General features: G+C 60.9%; 15 protein-coding genes. 7 read left to right on the top strand and 8 right to left on the bottom strand.

The window, feature by feature from the left end; genetic code table 11:
- Positions 1–32: 32 nt before the first annotated feature.
- On the top strand, positions 33–2330 hold the full coding sequence (locus tag ACEN8E_RS08670) for an autotransporter outer membrane beta-barrel domain-containing protein (protein ID WP_495592245.1): 2298 nt from the start codon (positions 33–35) through the stop codon (positions 2328–2330).
- Between the two features lie 88 nt (positions 2331–2418).
- Here the strand turns inward: ACEN8E_RS08670 and ACEN8E_RS08665 are convergent, their stop codons facing one another.
- On the bottom strand, positions 2419–2970 hold the full coding sequence (locus ACEN8E_RS08665; RefSeq protein ID WP_495592244.1) for a DUF4174 domain-containing protein: 552 nt from the start codon (positions 2968–2970) through the stop codon (positions 2419–2421).
- 181 nt (positions 2971–3151) lie between these two features.
- Between ACEN8E_RS08665 and ACEN8E_RS08660 the strand changes: the two genes are divergently transcribed.
- On the top strand, positions 3152–3520 hold the full coding sequence (locus ACEN8E_RS08660; protein WP_495592243.1) for a VOC family protein: 369 nt from the start codon (positions 3152–3154) through the stop codon (positions 3518–3520).
- A 20-nt stretch (positions 3521–3540) separates the two neighbouring features.
- Here ACEN8E_RS08660 and ACEN8E_RS08655 read toward each other — a convergent pair whose 3' ends face one another.
- Together ACEN8E_RS08655 and ACEN8E_RS08650 are read right to left on the bottom strand one after the other, a co-directional pair.
- Complete coding sequence (locus ACEN8E_RS08655; RefSeq protein WP_495592242.1) at positions 3541–4326, bottom strand: sulfite exporter TauE/SafE family protein; 786 nt, start codon at positions 4324–4326, stop codon at positions 3541–3543.
- Between the two features lie 128 nt (positions 4327–4454).
- Positions 4455–5204 (bottom strand): hypothetical protein, encoded by a 750-nt coding sequence (locus ACEN8E_RS08650; protein WP_495593291.1) that lies wholly within the window; start codon positions 5202–5204, stop codon positions 4455–4457.
- Between the two features lie 219 nt (positions 5205–5423).
- On the opposite strand from ACEN8E_RS08650, the gene ACEN8E_RS08645 reads away from it, so the two are divergent.
- Entirely contained in the window at positions 5424–6245 is an 822-nt protein-coding gene (locus ACEN8E_RS08645; RefSeq protein WP_495592241.1) for an aldo/keto reductase, read from the top strand.
- A 25-nt stretch (positions 6246–6270) separates the two neighbouring features.
- On the top strand, positions 6271–6741 hold the full coding sequence (locus tag ACEN8E_RS08640) for a DUF1810 domain-containing protein (protein WP_495592240.1): 471 nt from the start codon (positions 6271–6273) through the stop codon (positions 6739–6741).
- Here ACEN8E_RS08640 and ACEN8E_RS08635 read toward each other — a convergent pair.
- Positions 6706–9066 carry a DNA polymerase II gene (locus tag ACEN8E_RS08635; protein ID WP_495592239.1) on the bottom strand — a complete coding sequence of 787 codons (2361 nt, stop codon included), beginning with the start codon at positions 9064–9066 and terminating at the stop codon, positions 6706–6708. The two genes, ACEN8E_RS08640 and ACEN8E_RS08635, sit on opposite strands and share 36 nt — an antisense overlap.
- Before the next feature lie 331 nt (positions 9067–9397).
- On the opposite strand from ACEN8E_RS08635, the gene ACEN8E_RS08630 reads away from it, so the two are divergent.
- Entirely contained in the window at positions 9398–9838 is a 441-nt protein-coding gene (locus ACEN8E_RS08630; RefSeq protein WP_495592238.1) for a CBS domain-containing protein, read from the top strand.
- A 129-nt stretch (positions 9839–9967) separates the two neighbouring features.
- On the opposite strand, the gene ACEN8E_RS08625 is transcribed toward ACEN8E_RS08630, so the two are convergent.
- A complete protein-coding gene (locus ACEN8E_RS08625; protein WP_495592237.1) occupies positions 9968–10591 on the bottom strand; it encodes a glutathione S-transferase in 624 nt (207 codons plus the stop codon).
- A gap of 261 nt (positions 10592–10852) precedes the next feature.
- Here ACEN8E_RS08625 and ACEN8E_RS08620 point away from each other — a divergent pair, with 261 nt between their 5' ends.
- The gene (locus tag ACEN8E_RS08620; RefSeq protein ID WP_495592236.1) at positions 10853–11254 is read left to right on the top strand and encodes a hypothetical protein; all 402 of its coding nucleotides are present in this window, start codon (positions 10853–10855) and stop codon (positions 11252–11254) included.
- A gap of 77 nt (positions 11255–11331) precedes the next feature.
- Here the strand turns inward: ACEN8E_RS08620 and ACEN8E_RS08615 are convergent, their stop codons facing one another.
- Positions 11332–12426 carry a DUF1615 domain-containing protein gene (locus ACEN8E_RS08615; protein WP_495592235.1) on the bottom strand — a complete coding sequence of 365 codons (1095 nt, stop codon included), beginning with the start codon at positions 12424–12426 and terminating at the stop codon, positions 11332–11334.
- 137 nt (positions 12427–12563) lie between these two features.
- On the opposite strand from ACEN8E_RS08615, the gene ACEN8E_RS08610 reads away from it, so the two are divergent.
- A complete protein-coding gene (locus tag ACEN8E_RS08610; protein ID WP_495592234.1) occupies positions 12564–14099 on the top strand; it encodes an FAD-dependent oxidoreductase in 1536 nt (511 codons plus the stop codon).
- A gap of 136 nt (positions 14100–14235) precedes the next feature.
- Here the strand turns inward: ACEN8E_RS08610 and hemB are convergent, their stop codons facing one another.
- The gene (gene hemB / locus ACEN8E_RS08605; protein ID WP_008021700.1) at positions 14236–15210 is read right to left on the bottom strand and encodes a porphobilinogen synthase; all 975 of its coding nucleotides are present in this window, start codon (positions 15208–15210) and stop codon (positions 14236–14238) included.
- A gap of 138 nt (positions 15211–15348) precedes the next feature.
- Entirely contained in the window at positions 15349–16059 is a 711-nt protein-coding gene (locus ACEN8E_RS08600) for a glutathione S-transferase family protein (protein ID WP_495592233.1), read from the bottom strand.
- Between the last annotated feature and the right edge of the window lie 206 nt (positions 16060–16265).

Raw genomic sequence — 16265 nt, 5'->3', positions numbered from 1 at the left:
CCGCCTCTTCTCCCTGTTGTCGGCGGATCATTATGTTTGCTTTGGGTGTGCGATTTTCTCGGGTTTCGGTCTCGGGTGCCTTGCTGTTATTGGGGACCACCTCAGGTCTGGCGAATGCCGCCAGTTGCGATGCAATCGTCTGCCAGACCTCACCGCTGACCAATGTGCTGATCGACAATGGCAACACATTGAACATCGGCACCGGCGGTGTGCTCAGGGACAGCACGGTCAACCATGGCAATTTCGCTATCTGGGATTGGGGCCAATCGATCGGCACCACGGTCAATGGCAATGAAACGCAGCAGGGTTGGCTGATGGTCAACGATACCGGCTCGGCCCAGGACAGCGTTTTAAATGGTGGCCAGATGGTCCTGCTGGATTCGGCCACGGCCCTGCGCACGACGCTCAATGACGGGTTTATCGATGTGGTGCACAACGCGGTGATCAGCGATACCCGGCTCAACGGTGGCGCCATGTTCGTGTCCATGGACGGCAAGGCCGAAAACACCTCGGTCAACCACAGCGAACTGAATGTCTATCAACGGGGAGTTGCCCAACTCACGACGGTCAACAGCGGCGGCGTCCTGTCGGTAAACGAATCCGCGTCAGCCATCGACACCATCGTCAATCAGGGCGGGATGATGGAAAGCGTCGCGGGCACCCATGTGCACTTCTCCACCATCAACCAGGGCGGGCTGATGGTCCTGGGCGCTGGCGCCGACGCCAGCGATACGAACCTCAACAGCGGCGGCGTCCTGCAAATAAAGGGCGATGCGATTCTCGGCGGGTCAAACCATGTCGACGGACAGGTCCGGTTCGCCGATCCCGCGATCAACGGCTTCCATACCCTGACGATCAAGGGTCCGCTAACGGGAAATGGCTCATTCCTGATGAATACCGACCTGGCCGCCTTGCAAGGCGACTTGATCGAGGTACTGGGACCGGTCAGCGACACCCCGACGTTGGTGGTTGCCGATTCGGGTCGCTCACCTGCGGGCCCGCAACAGCCGTTGATGCTGGTCAACGGCAGTGGCGGCAGTGGCGGTTTCAAGCTCTTTGGCCAGACCATTGATGTCGGCGCCTATCGTTACCAGTTACAGCAGCAGGGCAATGATTGGTACCTGGCCAATCTGGCCGTGATCGACCCCGTCACCCCGCCTGTAGAGCCGCCTGTAGAGCCGCCCGTACAGCCGCCGGTAACGCCACCTGTAGAACCACCCGTGCAGCCGCCGGTAACGCCGCCTGTAGAACCACCCGTGCAGCCGCCGGTAACGCCGCCTGTAGAACCACCCGTGCAGCCGCCGGTAACGCCGCCTGTAGAACCATCCGTGCAGCCGCCGGTAGAACCGGTTTTTCCTGTGGACCCTGCTGAGCCTGTCAGCCCCGTCCAGCCTCCCCGCCTGCCGCAGTCCGAGGTCTTGAGTAAAGGCGCCAACGCCGCCGTCGCCAGCCAGATGGCCGCTACGGCCCTGATCAGCGCCCAGATGCACGCCACCACCGGCCATTTCGACGATCTGCGTTCGGGCAAGGACAAGGGCGGTCTCTGGACCCATGGCTATGGCGTCGAACAACGCCTGGACACTGGCGCCAGTCGCGCGTTCCAGCAGCAGGTCAACGGTATGGAAATCGGTGCCGACAAGGCGCTGCCGCTCGCCGACGGAACACTGTACGTCGGCGGTCTGTTCGGCCAGGGCCAGGGACGCCAGGATTTCGGTGAGGCCAGCAAAGGCAAGATCGACAGCCTCAGTGTCGGTGCCTATGCCAGCTATCTGGATCACGGCGGGCTGTACCTCGATGGCGCGTTGAAATACAGCCGACTGGACAACGACATCGACATCACCAGCAACCTGGGTGAGCCGGTCAAGGCGCATTTCAAGACCCACGCAGTGAGCGCCGATGTTCAAATCGGCCAGTCCATCGGACTCGGCCAGGGCTGGTTTGTCGAGCCCCAGGCGGGGCTGCAAATGGCCCGTGTCAGCGGTGGCCGCTATACGGCGAGCAACGGACTGGACGTTGAACAGGATTCGATAAAATCGCTGCAAAGTCGTGCCGGCGGCTTGTTCGGTCGTGATGTGCAACTGGATAACGGCATTGCGATAAGACCCTATGCCAAAGCAGCGTGGATTACCGAGCATGCAGGCGATGGTCGTGTGAAGGTCAACGGCGTGAAACTCGACAGCCGCCTGCCAGGTTCAAGGGCCGAAATCGGTGGTGGGATGAGGGTGTCGATGGCGCAGCAGCACGACCTTTTTGTCGAGGCCGGTTACACCAAGGGCAGTGATATCGAACAGCCCTGGGCGGCCACCGTGGGTTATCGCTACAGCTGGTAAACCGGTTGGTGCAATGAATCGATGTGGGATCGACGGTGCAGCGATCCCACAGGGTTCATGACCTCGCCGAAAGCGGGCCGGCGCTGGATCAATCATCCGGCATTTCAGGCGGTTTGGCGGGTTTTGCCGGTTTGCTGTTTTTCCCGGCCTTGGTGCCTTTGACTGCCGGCTCGGCTTCAGCGACAGGTGCGGCCACGGTCGCCGTAAATTCTTTCTCGGCCGCCGGCAGTTGATCGACGGCGCTGAAAATCTCGTCCAGCTTGATGGCGTCCGATTGCTCGAGTTTCTTTTCGCCGTCCTTGCCGACCAGGATCACCTTGGTCCTGGCGCCGGCACCCAGCTTGAGCGAGCGGATCAGCGCCGCCGTGTCTTGTGGCCCGAGGTCCTTGCCGTCGCGCTGGCCCATCAGGTTGAGCACGGTGTAGAGCACCATGTTGCGGTCGGTGAATCCCTTGCGATTGGCCGGCTCATCCAGCGACTTTTTCAGGCTGACCCAGGCCGGATCAACAGTGCTCGGAGCGATGACAATCAGTGGCCGGGACCTGCCCTTGTCCATGTCCAGCGGTGAGTCGCCATCAGTGGCGAACAAGGGGCCGGCAATCGCCAGCAAAGCAGCCAGGGTCAGTGACCTGATGAGCATGCGCATCTCCTTTTTGATATCCACGCTCTAATGATTGCGCATCGCGGCGATTGTTCCGGGTGACGTACCGCAAATGTTTTTCGCCTTGTCCCAAGCTTAGGTCAGGGCGGTCATAGCGCAACAGGCTGAGCTAATCTGAAGACTCATGACAACCCGACCGATCCATCGTGAGGACTTGCGCATGAGTGCCCAGTTGAACCACACCATCGTCTGGTGCCGGGACAAGCAGGTTTCGGCGAATTTCCTGGCCGGCCTCCTTGGCCTGCCCGCCCCGCAGCCCTTCGGGCCCATGCTGATCGTCAAATTCGACAACGGCGTGTCACTGGATTTCTACGACAACGACCCACCGATAGCATCCCAGCACTACGCATTCCTGATCGGCGACGAGGATTTCGATGCGGCCTTCGCACGCCTGCAAGCCAACGGTCAGCCGTGGTGGGCCGACCCGGGCAAGCAGCGCTTGAGGGAGATCAATGATTACGCGGGAGGACGGCGGGTGTATTTCGATGACCCGGACGGGCATCTGCTGGAAATATTCACCCGCGAATGAAGCTGGCGTGGCGGATGGAATCAGAACGCCAGTTTGTAACCGATCAACAACAGCATGGTCGCCAGGCAGGGGCGCAGCAGTTCGTCGGAGATACGCCCGGTCAAGTGGCTGCCCAGGTAAATCCCCGGCAACGAGCCCACCAGCAAGTAACCCAGGACGTGCCAATCCATGTTGCCCATGCTGGCATGGCCAAGGCCCGCGACCAGGGTCAGCGGCACGGCGTGGGCAATTTCAGTCCCCACCAGGCGGCGGGTCGGTAGCATCGGGTAGAGAATGAACAACGCCACGGTGCCCAGTGCACCGGCGCCGATGGACGTCAGCGCGACCATGGTGCCAAGGACCAGGCCGGTGACGACCGTCATCGCATTCAGGCGCAATCCGCTGGGGTTGTAGTTGCCACCCGCACGCTTGTGGGCGAAGTCGAGCAGGCGCTTTTTGAACAGGATCGCCAGAGCCGTGGCGAACAACACGAAACCGAGGGCCTGCTTGATGATCGCGTTCATCGCCTCGGGGGCGCTGTGCAGGGTGCTGAGAAACCACAGCGTCAATGCCACCGCCGGCACGCTGCCCAAGGTCAGCCAGCCGGTGATCGCCCAGTCGATGTTGTTGTTCTTTCGGTGAACCAGTACACCGCTGGATTTGGTGATGGCGGCGTACAGCAGATCGGTACCGACCGCGGTCGCCGGATTGATGCCGAACCATAGCAGGATCGGCGTCATGAGCGACCCGCCACCCACGCCCGTCATGCCGACGATGAAGCCGACGACCAGCCCGGCGACGACCAACCCGATGTTCACTAAATCCATGAATACTTCCACAAAGATCGCAGGGGAAATCTGGCCCGCAGCATAGCGATATTTCTTATAACCAGTTATATCGATGCGATCTATCTTTATGCCCTGAATTCAATTCCCACAAGGAATATGTTTCGTGCTCACTGTACAGGGAGGAAATTCAGGAACAGCAGGCTCTGGGCATAGTTGAGGCCGATGCGTCGGTAGCGTTCATCGAGCATCCGGGTCAGCAGGTCCAGCCGGGCGACGATCTTGCCGAACTCGACGGCAAAGCTCAGGTTGCTGCCCTCCTCCGAGATCTCGTTGGAGAACAGCAAGGGTTGGCCCTCTTTGTCTTGTCGCTGGCTGAGGATCCAGGTGGCAATCTCGATATTGCGTGCGGCATTGCTGACGAATACCGGGTTGATCGTATCCGTCATGTAGAACTCCAGGCGATTGCCATGGGCGGTCACCAGCATGCTGCCGATGGCATAGATGAACGCCCCGACCCGATCGCCGAGAAACGCAGGGCTCATGGCAAAACGCAGGGCTGCCAGGTCCTTTTTGCCGCCCAGGGTCGGTAACGGCTGTTGCAGTTCAATAGCCATGCGCACTTGCTTGCCGGCCGTACGGGCATCGAGGAAACCCGACTTTTTCAGCTCATCGGGGTTGCGCAGGTAGAGCTTGCCCATGAGCAGGTAAAGGCTGTCGAGGTTGTCGCGCATGGTCAGGGTGGCCATGCGGTCGACACTGGTTTGCAGGAACTCCTGGGGTTTGCCTTCGCGCATCTGGGTAAGGATGGCGCCGCCCTGCTGTTGGCTGCAACCGGTGACGAAGAACATCGACAGACCTGCCAGCAGCAGGCAACGACGGCGGATTTTTGTGCTGATCGCGGGTGAAACTCGAGCCATGGGTTCTTGAACTTGGGCATGGGCCGACGGCGGGGATCGCCGCAGGCTGCCATGGATAGAGCCGGGCATTTCAAAAAAGTGCAGAATCGGCACAAAGCAATCGATCACCGGCAAGGTGCGGATCAAGAAGATCGCCGCCTGCGACAGCCCGGCAAGGGAACCGATGGACTATTCTGCTGCCCATTGATTTGACCATCGGCATTCATGAAGGAGGTTTGCATGCGCACGCTTGAGTTGGCTGGCGCCAGGGTCCCGGTTATCGGCCAGGGGACCTGGCAGATGGGCGAAGACCGTTCTCGGCACAAGGAAGAAGTCGCAGCGTTGCGCCTGGGCATCGAACTGGGCATGACCCTGATCGACACCGCTGAAATGTACGCCGAAGGCGGTGCCGAGGAAGTGGTCCGCGATGCCATCGCCGGTCGGCGCGACAGCGTCTTTCTGGTCAGCAAGGTGTACCCGCACAACGCCAGCCGCCAGGGCATTCCCCAAGCGTGCGAGCGAAGCCTGAACAGGCTTGGCACCGAGTATATCGACCTGTATCTGCTGCATTGGCGCGGCCAGTATCCCCTGGAAGAAACTGTCGACGCCTTCGAGCGCCTGCGCGAAGCCGGCAAGATCGGTCGTTGGGGCGTATCCAATTTCGACCTCGATGACATGCGGGAACTGAACGCCCCAGCCTGTGCCACCAATCAGGTGCTCTACAATCTGGAGCAGCGCGGCATAGAATTTGACTTGTTACCCTGGAGTCAACAGCAGCGGATGCCAGTCATGGCTTACTGCCCGATCGGCCAGGGTGGAAAAATGCTCGCCAACGCCACCCTCGAACAGGTGGCCGCCCGACACGACGTAACGCCAGCACAAGTGGCGCTGGCATGGATTCTGCGTCAGGACGACGTGATCGCCATCCCCAAAGCGGTCCGCCCCGAGCATGTGCAGCTCAACGCCCAAGCCGCCCATTTGCAGCTTGAAGCCGGGGATCTGGAGGCGCTGGACCAAGCGTTTCACGCGCCACAACGCAAACAGCGGCTGGCCATGGTCTGAACCACCGCAGTCAGAGAGCTTCGCCATGAGAAGCACCGACCGCCTGGACCCGTTCAATCTGCAACGCTTTCTCCAGGCTCAGGCACCGGTATTCGACCGGGTTCAGAACGAGCTGAACAATGGGCACAAGCGCAGTCACTGGATGTGGTTCATTTTTCCGCAGTTTGCCGGGCTCGGCGGCAGCGAGATGTCGCGCCGCTATGCCATCCACTCGCGGGAGGAAGCCCTGGCCTACCTCGAACATCCATTGCTGGGCGCCCGGCTGCGCACCTGCACCCAGGAAGTGCTGAACATCCGGGAGCGTTCGGTGGCCGGGATTTTCGGTCATCCCGACGACCTGAAGTTTCACTCCTCGATGACCCTGTTTGCCCAGGTCGCCGACGCCGACAGCCTTTTCCAGCAAGCCTTGAACCAATACTTCCACGGCATCCTGGATGACTGGACCTTGTCGCTTCTGGATTCAAAACAGGCCCAGCTGCCCCCCAATCAGGGTTGAGAAGTCGTCGTCGACAAACGGCAGTATCGCGTCCGCCACCGGTTGCAGTTGCCGGGTGATGTAGTGATCGTAATCGATGGGCGCGCTGCGCACTTCCAGCGGCTCAGGGCCGGCGACGGTGATCACGTAGCTGATCCAGCCGCCGTTCTGGTATTGCCGCGGGCGACCCTGCCGGTCGTTGTACTCGTCGGCCAGGCGTGCCGCGCGCACGTGGGGCGGCACGTTACGCTGATAGTCGTCGAGGCTGCGGCGCAGGCGTTTGCGGTAGATCAGCCGGTCATCGAACTCACCGGCCAGGGTCTTGCGCACGTAGTCCCGCACATACTCCCGATAGGGCTTGCGCAGAAAGATCAGCGAATAGAGCTCTTGCTGGAATTGCCGGGCCAGCAGCGACCAGTCGGTGCGCACGGTTTCCAGGCCTTTGTAGACCATTTCGTCGCTGCCATCGGCACGGGTCACCAGGCCGGCGTAGCGCTTTTTACTGCCTTCTTCGGCGCCGCGGATGGTCGGCATCAGGAAGCGTTTGTAGTGGGTTTCGAACTGCAGTTCGAGAACGCTTTGCAAGCCATATTCCTGCTGCACATGCTCGCGCCACCACTGATTGACGTGCGCCACCAGCGCCTGGCCGATCTGCGCCGCCTCCTGCTGGCCATGGGCGCGACGCAGCCAGACGAAGGTCGAATCGGTATCGCCGTAAATCACTGCATGCCCCTGGGCCTCGATCAACTGGCGGGTGCGCAGCATGATCTCGTGCCCGCGCAAGGTGATGGACGAAGCCAGGCGCGTGTCGAAGAAGCGACAGCCGCTGGAGCCGAGCACGCCGTAGAACGCGTTCATGATAATTTTCAGCGCCTGGGACAGCGGTGCGTTGTGTTCGCGCTTGGCGGCTTCCCGACCCTCGGCCACCCGGGCGACGATGGATGGCAGGCAATGCCGGGTGCGCGAAAAGCGTGCGCCACGAAAACCCGGCACGGACTCGCTATCGCCCGGGTGTTTGAGTCCCTCGATCAGCCCCACGGGGTCAATCAGGAAGGTCCGGATGATCGACGGATAGAGGCTTTTGTAGTCGAGCACCAACACCGATTCGTACAGCCCCGGCTGCGAATCCATGACAAAACCGCCAGGGCTGGCTTCGGGGGGCTTGCCGCCGAGGTTCGGCGCAACGAAACCCTGACGGTGCATCAGCGGCATATACAGGTGAGTGAACGCCGCCACCGAACCGCCCATGCGATCGGCCGGCAAACCGGTGACGCTGGCCCGTTCCAGCAGGAAGGTGAGCAACTCGGTTTTGGCGAAAATCCGTGTGACCAGCTCGCAATCCTTGAGGTTGTATTTGGCCAGCGCCGGTTTGTCCTCGGCGAACATGCGATTGATTTCGTCCATGCGCTGGTACGGGTTGTCGATGGACTTGCCCTCGCCGAGCAAGGTTTGCGCGACGTTTTCCAGGCTGAACGAGGGAAAACTCCAGGTCGCCGAACGCAGGGCCTCGATACCGTCGATGATCAATCGACCAGCCGCAGAGGCGAAGTAGTGATTGCCGCTGCCGTGTTCGCGCCACTGCATTTCCTCGCCGCCACGCCCCAGTTTCAACGGCACCGCCAGGCGCCGGGCGTGTTCGTGAAGCACCCGCAAGTCGAACTGCACGACGTTCCAGCCGATGATCGCGTCGGGGTCGAACCGGGCAAACCATTCGTTGAGCTTTTTCAGCAACAGGGTCCGCGAATCGCAGTATTCGAGCTGGAAATCCACCTGGCTATCGTCGCCATTGGGCGGGCCGAGCATGTACACCTGCCGCTCGCCGCAGCCTTCCAGGGCAATGGAATACAACTCGCCCTGAGCCGTGGTCTCGATGTCCAGTGACACCAGCTTGAGGCTCGGCCGGTAGCCGGGATCAGCTTTCATCTGTGCGTCGAGCAGCAGGCCCTCGGCATCCGCTTTGCCACTGAAGCGCACCGGCGCGGTGATGAAGCGTTCCATCATGTAGCGTTCCGGCGGGCGCACGTCGGCCTCGAACACCTCGACACCGGCCCGGCGCAGCGCGGTTTCCAGGCGGATCAACTGGCCATGTTGCTGGCAGTAAAGCCCGAGGACCGGGCGATGTTCGAAATCCAGCAGGGCCAGGGGCCTGAGCTCGACGTTCTTCTCGTCATGCAGAACGTTTTCGGCAGGCTGACGCTGCCCGGCCGGGATGAACGCCACCGACGGTTGATGCGGCAGGCGGATGCGCCGGGGACCGCTGTCGGTCGCCAGCCAGAACTCGACTTCCGTACCGGCCGGGGTATCGCGCCAATGCCGGGTCAGGACGAAGCCCTGCTGTAGATCCACCACTGCAAACCTCAACGTTGATTCAGAGGGGGATTCTACCCGTCATCGGTCGGGATAGCGCGTTTACCGCAGGCCTGTCAGACGCACGCCGATCCTGTGGGAGCGAGCCTGCTCGCGAAGGGGTCATAACATTCAACATCTTTATCGACTACCAGTCCGCTTTCGCGAGCAGGCTCGCTCCCACAGGAGGTGTGCCGGGCCTGAAATGAGGGTTTGCTAAAGAAAAACCGCCAAATGACGTTTTTTGCGTGCTGTCTGCCGCTTTCGCCCTTGCCCTGAACGCTTGCGTCTACGATGCTTCAAGGACAACGACAACACCCGAGTAACCACCATGAAAACCGTCGCCCAACTGCTCAAGCTCAAAGATCAGAAGAATCAGGAAGTGCACCAGATCAAACCCGATCACATGGTGCTTGAAGCGCTGATGAAGATGGCCGAGAAAAACGTCGGCGCTTTGCTGGTGGTGGACAATGATGAAGTGGTGGGCATCATCAGCGAACGGGACTATGCACGCAAACTGGTGCTGCACGGCCGCTCTTCCGTGGGCACGCCGGTGCGCGACATCATGGTGTCGCCAGTGATTACCGTCGACACCCATCAAACCGTGGATACCTGCCTTGGCATCATGTCCGATAGGCGTCTGCGTCACTTGCCGGTGGTGGAAAATGGCAAATTGATCGGCCTGCTGTCAATCGGTGACCTGGTCAAGGAAGCCATTGCCGAACAGGCTGAATTGATTCGCCAGCTGGAACAGTACATTCGCGGGGAATAAGTCCGGACACGTTGCATTGCATTTGTGGGAGCGAGCCTGCTCGCGAAAGCGGTATGTCAGTCAATGTAGATGTTGAATGACCAGACGTATTCGCGAGCAGGCTCGCTCCCACATTTGTTTTTTAGGTGTTCAGGCTGGCCAATGCCGGGCGAACACCGGTGCCAGTGCCGGGTGGCGGTCGATGCGTTCCAGCCAGGCGAAAAACCCTGGCCGGGCATTGCGCAAATGCTCCCGACTGCCCGCCCATCGCGAGATCACCGCCGCCAGCACATCCAGGGCCCCTGGCTTCTCGCTGCCCAGATACAGCTCGCCCGAGAACTGATCGGCAAACACCTCCCAACTCCAGTGCAGGCGCCGGCGGGCTCCCGCCATGAGGTTCTGCCTGGACGACTCATCCGCTTCGGCCAGCCAGCGTTCGGGGTAGTCAATGATGCCGATGGCCGCATAGCAATTGCTGACGATGTAGGCCAGGCCACGAATGGCCTGGTCCCGCTCGGCCGGGTCTTGCGGCAGCAATCGCGATGCGGGGAAGGTCAGCCCGAGGTGGATCAGGATCGCCGCGCTCTCGGTCAGCACGCCGCCATCGGGTAGCTGCAAAGTTGGAATCTGTTTCAGCGGATTGAGTTTCTCCAGCGCCTGGGCTGCCTCTGCAGACGTCTCGACATCGATGAAGCGATAAGGAATATCACAGAGTTCAAGGGCGGCCTCGATGGCCGCCGCCCCGGAGTTCTGATGACCGTAGAGCTGGTACATGAACGTCTCCTTGTACACCGCGATCTCTGCGGCGCCTCATCAACCGTCCCGGCAGACGAGCACGCCAGCTATCCAGTGTAGAAGCCGCTACCCGCCACGCAGCGACCGTCCGACGATCGCACCATCACGCTCACAAGAGGTATGGCATCGCACCTATCATTGCCGTCGATGTTCACCATCACCTCAATGAAGTTCTCTTAAAAAATCCCCGGCGTAACATCTGCTCCATACCAACCCATCAGCACCCCGGAGCACACCATCATGAAACGCCAGACCCTCCTCAGCATCGCTTTCTCGGTTTTCGCAGTTAACGCTTTTGCCGCAACTTCTGCTCAACCCGTGGTCGCTGAAGGCGGCTCGGATCGTCTGATTGAAAGCCGTGTGGCCGAGGGTGGTTCCGATCGCCTGATCGAGAATCGTGTGGCTGAAGGTGGTTCGGATCGCCTGCTGGAAAAACGTGTTGCCGAAGGCGGTTCCGACAAACTGCTGCAGAACCGCGTTGCCGAAGGCGGTTCCGACAAACTGCTGCAAAACCGCGTCGCCGAAGGCGGCTCTGACAAACTGCTGCAAAACCGCGTCGCCGAAGGCGGCTCTGACAAACTGCTGCAAAACCGCGTCGCCGAAGGCGGTTCGGATCGTCTGATCGAAAGCCGCGCTGCCTGAATGCAGGGCTCTACCGCAGGACTCAAAGAAAACCCGGCCTCACCCGCCGGGTTTTTTGTGCTTTTTTTACACCACGATCACTTCCCTGCCCGCGCCATGCAACGCTGGTAACGCTCATCGACCCGATTGGCGAACCACGCGGTGGTGAGTTTGCGGGTGATTTTCGGGCTTTGCAGCACGATCCCCGGCAACACTTCACGGGGCAGCGGCCGGCCTTCTGACCGTTCCGCCAGCTCGAAAACCCGCCGATAGAGTTTGCTGTCTTCGAACGCCAGGGTTTTCCCCTCCTCCAGTTGCTCGCGGATCGTCGGATTGCGCATGTCCAGTTGCTTGCCAAGGCTACGCACGGCCAGTTCCGTGGTGCCGGGCATGATCGAACCGTAGTTCACCAGATCGCCATCCAGCGCCAACGGCATACCGGAAGCCCGGCTCACTGCATTCTGAAACGCGGCGTTGCGGCTGGCGTACCAACCCGCGTTGAAGTCCGCAAAGCGGTACAGCGGCTGTGGATAGCTCACCGGATAGCCAAGCAGATGCGCAATGCCGAAATACATGCCGCCGCGCCGGGTGAACACTTCATGGCGAATCGAGCCCTGCACCGGATACGGGTAGCCCTTGGCCTGCTGCTCGGCAAAATCAATCGCGACCTGCATCGGCCCGCCGGTATGCACCGGGTTGAAGCCACCGAACAGTTTTTTGCCCATCGGGACCATGCCGATGAAGTCGTCGAAAATGGCGCTCAGTTCCTTTTCGCTGCGCGCGGCATTCAGGCGCTCGCTGTAGCTTTTGCCATTAGGCGAATCGAGCTTCAACGCAGCGCTCACCAGCAGGCCTGGAATGTGTGCCCTGGCGGCGCGACGGTCGATCTCGTCGCGAGCGATCTTGCCCAGCCCCGGTACGCTCGGATCGGCCTGAAAGGTCGACTCCTGTTCGGTCACGGCCAGCACCGAGCAGAGGTTTTTCGTGGTCGGCGAGATGTCTTGCGCGGTAAACGCGACCTGGATATCCGTGGCCCAACCCTGGGGATCGGCCGCTTTCGCCGGCAGCAAACGCACAATTTCAGCCTTCACTTCGGCCGGAGTGCGCGCCACTGGCTCCTGGGTTCGCTGGCTGCCGCAACCGGCCAGTACCAGCAAGGCGGCGATGCTTGAAATCAATCGTTTGGCTTGCATGTCGTTCCATCTGATCCGTTGGTCGGGAGCAACCATACGACCAATGGCATGCCAACGGCTACGGCCGCGGTAGCCCGATGGTTGCCGCCCTCCCCGACTGGACCATACTTGATCCACGTAGCAAAGAGGACAGGCTCATGCACCGCAGCGACGTGTTGATCATCGGCGCCGGCCCGACCGGGCTGGTCCTGGCGTTGTGGCTGAGCAAACTGGGCGTGCGCGTGCGGATCATCGACAAAACCACCGCCCCCGGCACCACGTCCCGGGCACTGGCCGTCCAGGCACGGACGCTGGAGCTGTATCGCCAGCTCGGACTGGACGACGCCGTGGTGCAAAATGGCCATCGGGTGACGGCCGGCAACTTCTGGGTCAAGGGTGAACCCGTGGCGCACTTGCCGCTGAGCCAGATTGGCGAGGGGCTGACGCCCTACGCTTTTCTCGAGATTTACCCGCAGGACGAACACGAGCGGCTGCTGATCGAGCGCCTGGAAGCCTTCGGTATCGTGGTGGAACGCAACACTGAACTGACAGGCTTCGAGCAAACCGCAGACGGCATCACCGCCACGCTGCACCTGCCCGATGGCCAACAGGAAATCTGCCAGGCCTGTTACCTGGCCGGATGCGACGGTGCCCGGTCGATTGTGCGCAAGACCCTGGATACCGGGTTTCCCGGCGGCACCTACCAGCAGATTTTCTACGTCGCCGACGTGCAGGCCAGCGGCCCGACCTTCAACGGCGAACTGCATGTGGATCTTGACGAGGCGGACTTCCTCGCCGTGTTTCCGCTGGGAGACAGTGGTCGTGCCCGCCTGATCGGCACGGTGCGCGACGAGCGCGCCGAACACGCCGAGACCCTGCGCTTCGAGGACGTCAGCAGCCGGGCCATCGAGCATATGAAGGTGCAGGTCGAGCAGTTGAACTGGTTCTCGACCTACCGTGTGCATCACCGGGTAGCCGATCACTTTCGCAACGGCCGGGCGTTTTTATTGGGTGATGCTGCCCACGTCCACAGCCCGGCGGGTGGCCAGGGCATGAACACCGGGATTGGCGACGCCATCAACCTGGCCTGGAAACTGGCGGCCGTGTTGGGCGGTGCTGCCGAGGCCAGTCTGCTCGACACCTATGAAGCCGAGCGTATCGCCTTCGCCCGCCGACTGGTGGCCACCACTGACCGGGTATTCAACTTCGTCACCGCCGAGGGGCGGATCGCCGATTTGCTGCGTACACGCCTGGCACCGCTCTTGTTACCGAAAATAACTTCGTTCGAAACCTCCCGCGAGTTCCTGTTTCGCACGGTGTCGCAGATCACCCTGAATTATCGGGGCATGCCCTTGAGCGCAGGCGTTGCCGGGCACGTGCATGGCGGTGATCGCCTGCCCTGGGCCCACGACGGTGAGGGGGACAATTTCGAGTCGCTCAGGTGCCTGACCTGGCAGGTGCATGTCTATGGCGACACCAGCGACGAGATGATTGCCTGGTGCCACGAGCACCATCTGCCACTGCACGTGTTCGGCTGGCGACCGGCATTCGAAGTGGCGGGACTGGGGCGCAACGGGTTTTATCTGCTGCGGCCCGATACCTACGTGGCGATCGCCGAGACCTGCTCGGACCCGAAAGTGATCGAACGGTACTTGCATGATCACGGCATCCGGCCGTTTTTTGGCGCGCCCTGAGAACAGCACATCCCCCTGTAGGAGCGAGCCTGCTCGCGATGGACTCAAGGGCGCCGCGTTTAGTCAGTAAACACGCGTCATCGTTAACGACCATCGCGAGCAAGCTCGCTCCTACAGGGGGGATATGCGCTAGTGCTTAAATCCCGGCCAGCGCCAGATCCATCGCAAAGTAGGTAAAGATCAGGTCGGCCCCGGCACGCTTGATCGCCCCCAGGCTCTCGCGCACCACGCGGTCTTCATCGATGGCCCCGGCCTGGGCGGCAAACTTGATCATCGCGTACTCACCGCTCACCTGATACGCCGACAGCGGCAGGCGCGAAGCTTCGCGAATGTCGCGGATGATGTCCAGGTACGCACCGGCCGGCTTGACCATGAGCGCATCGGCACCTTCCTGTTCGTCGAGCAACGATTCGCGCACCGCTTCGCGGCGGTTCATCGGGTTCATCTGGTAGCTTTTACGGTCGCCCTTGAGCGCACTGCCACCCGCCTCGCGAAACGGGCCATAGAGCGCCGAGGCGAATTTGGTCGAATAGGCCATGATCGCCGTCTGGGTAAAACCGGCGTCATCGAGGGCCCGGCGAATCGCCTGGACCTGCCCGTCCATCGCCGCCGAGGGGGCGATCACATCGGCACCGGCACGGGCCGCCGCCACCGCTTGCCTGCCGAGGTTGATCAGGGTCTGGTCGTTGTCGACTTCATGGTTGTGCAGCACGCCGCAATGGCCGTGGTCGGTGTATTCGCAAAAACAGGTGTCGGACATCACGATCATTTCCGGCACCGCATCCTTGGCAATGCGCGACATGCGCGAGACCAGGCCGTCATCGCGCCAGGTGTCGCTGCCGCTGCTGTCCAGGTGATGGGACACGCCGAAGGTCATCACCGACTTGATGCCGGCACGGGCATAGCGCTCGATCTCGCCGGCCAGTTTCGACTCGGGAATGCGCATCACGCCGGGCATGCTCTTGATCGGCACGAAGTCGTCGATTTCTTCTTCGACGAAAATCGGCAGCACCAGATCGTTCAGGCTGAACTCGGTCTCCTGGAACAGGCTGCGCAGGCTCGCATTGCGGCGCAGACGGCGTGGGCGTGCTTCGGGGAACTGACTGGACATGGGTATTCCTGAATTTCAGAGGACGAAATGCAGGAGCGAGCGTGCTCGCGATGGACTCAAGGGCGCTGCGTTTAGTCAGTAAACACGCGTCATCGTTAACGACCATCGCGAGCAGGCTCGCTCCTACAGGCAAGAGGCTTAATTCGATATTGGTTTCGGGATTTCCAGCCCGCGCACCACTGCCGGCCGCGCCAGGAAGCGTTCCAGCACCCGCGTGACGTTAGGGAAGTTCTGAATGCCCACCAGATCGCCGGCTTCATAGAAGCCGATCAGGTTGCGCACCCACGGGAAGGTGGCGATGTCGGCGATGGTGTAGCGTTCGCCCATGATCCAGTCACGCCCTTCAAGGCGGCCATTGAGCACACTGAGCAGGCGTTTGCTTTCCTCGACGTAGCGGTCGCGGGGACGCTTGTCTTCGTAGTCCTTGCCGGCGAATTTGTTGAAAAACCCGAGTTGGCCGAACATCGGACCAATGCCGCCCATCTGGAACATCAGCCACTGAATCGTTTCGTAGCGCGCAGCCGATTCCTGGGCCAGCAGTTGTCCGCTCTTGTCGGCCAGGTAGATCAGGATCGCTCCCGACTCGAACAGCGCCAGTGGCTTGTCGTCCGGGCCATGGGGGTCGAGGATCGCCGGGATCTTGTTGTTGGGATTGAGGGAAAGAAATTCCGGGGACATCTGGTCGTTGGTGTCGAAGCCTACCCGGTGAGGTTCATACGGCAGGCCGATCTCTTCGAGCATGATCGAGACCTTGACGCCGTTGGGGGTCGGCAAGGAGTACAGCTGAATCCACTCCGGGTACTGGGCCGGCCATTTGCGGGTGATGGGAAATGCGGACAAATCGGTCATGGGCTGGATCCACGAAGACATTGAGAGTGACGATCATAATGGAGATAGCGGCTCAGCGATCCCTTGCAGCCATTAATCTCGCTGATAGAAGAGATCAAAAGAGATCACGACCGTTTCAACACCATCAGGTGTAGCGTCTCCACAATTTAGCAACATCCTGTCGCTAACCTTCACTGCAAACCGTTAAGGTTACCGGTACATTGCTG

The sequence above is a fragment of the Pseudomonas sp. Pseusp9 genome (genome assembly GCF_059491265.1).
The sequence above is the reverse complement of the archived record's forward strand: the minus strand, read 5'-3'. Positions and strand labels throughout refer to the sequence as shown.

Coding starts and splice junctions, on each gene's coding strand:
- ACEN8E_RS08670 (WP_495592245.1), top strand. CDS start 33: ATGTTTGCTTTGGGTGTGCGATTTTCTCGGGTTTCGGTCTCGGGTGCC.
- ACEN8E_RS08665 (WP_495592244.1), bottom strand. CDS start 2,970: ATGCTCATCAGGTCACTGACCCTGGCTGCTTTGCTGGCGATTGCCGGC.
- ACEN8E_RS08660 (WP_495592243.1), top strand. CDS start 3,152: ATGAGTGCCCAGTTGAACCACACCATCGTCTGGTGCCGGGACAAGCAG.
- ACEN8E_RS08655 (WP_495592242.1), bottom strand. CDS start 4,326: ATGGATTTAGTGAACATCGGGTTGGTCGTCGCCGGGCTGGTCGTCGGC.
- ACEN8E_RS08650 (WP_495593291.1), bottom strand. CDS start 5,204: ATGGCTCGAGTTTCACCCGCGATCAGCACAAAAATCCGCCGTCGTTGC.
- ACEN8E_RS08645 (WP_495592241.1), top strand. CDS start 5,424: ATGCGCACGCTTGAGTTGGCTGGCGCCAGGGTCCCGGTTATCGGCCAG.
- ACEN8E_RS08640 (WP_495592240.1), top strand. CDS start 6,271: ATGAGAAGCACCGACCGCCTGGACCCGTTCAATCTGCAACGCTTTCTC.
- ACEN8E_RS08630 (WP_495592238.1), top strand. CDS start 9,398: ATGAAAACCGTCGCCCAACTGCTCAAGCTCAAAGATCAGAAGAATCAG.
- ACEN8E_RS08625 (WP_495592237.1), bottom strand. CDS start 10,591: ATGTACCAGCTCTACGGTCATCAGAACTCCGGGGCGGCGGCCATCGAG.
- ACEN8E_RS08620 (WP_495592236.1), top strand. CDS start 10,853: ATGAAACGCCAGACCCTCCTCAGCATCGCTTTCTCGGTTTTCGCAGTT.
- ACEN8E_RS08615 (WP_495592235.1), bottom strand. CDS start 12,426: ATGCAAGCCAAACGATTGATTTCAAGCATCGCCGCCTTGCTGGTACTG.
- ACEN8E_RS08610 (WP_495592234.1), top strand. CDS start 12,564: ATGCACCGCAGCGACGTGTTGATCATCGGCGCCGGCCCGACCGGGCTG.
- hemB (WP_008021700.1), bottom strand. CDS start 15,210: ATGTCCAGTCAGTTCCCCGAAGCACGCCCACGCCGTCTGCGCCGCAAT.
- ACEN8E_RS08600 (WP_495592233.1), bottom strand. CDS start 16,059: ATGACCGATTTGTCCGCATTTCCCATCACCCGCAAATGGCCGGCCCAG.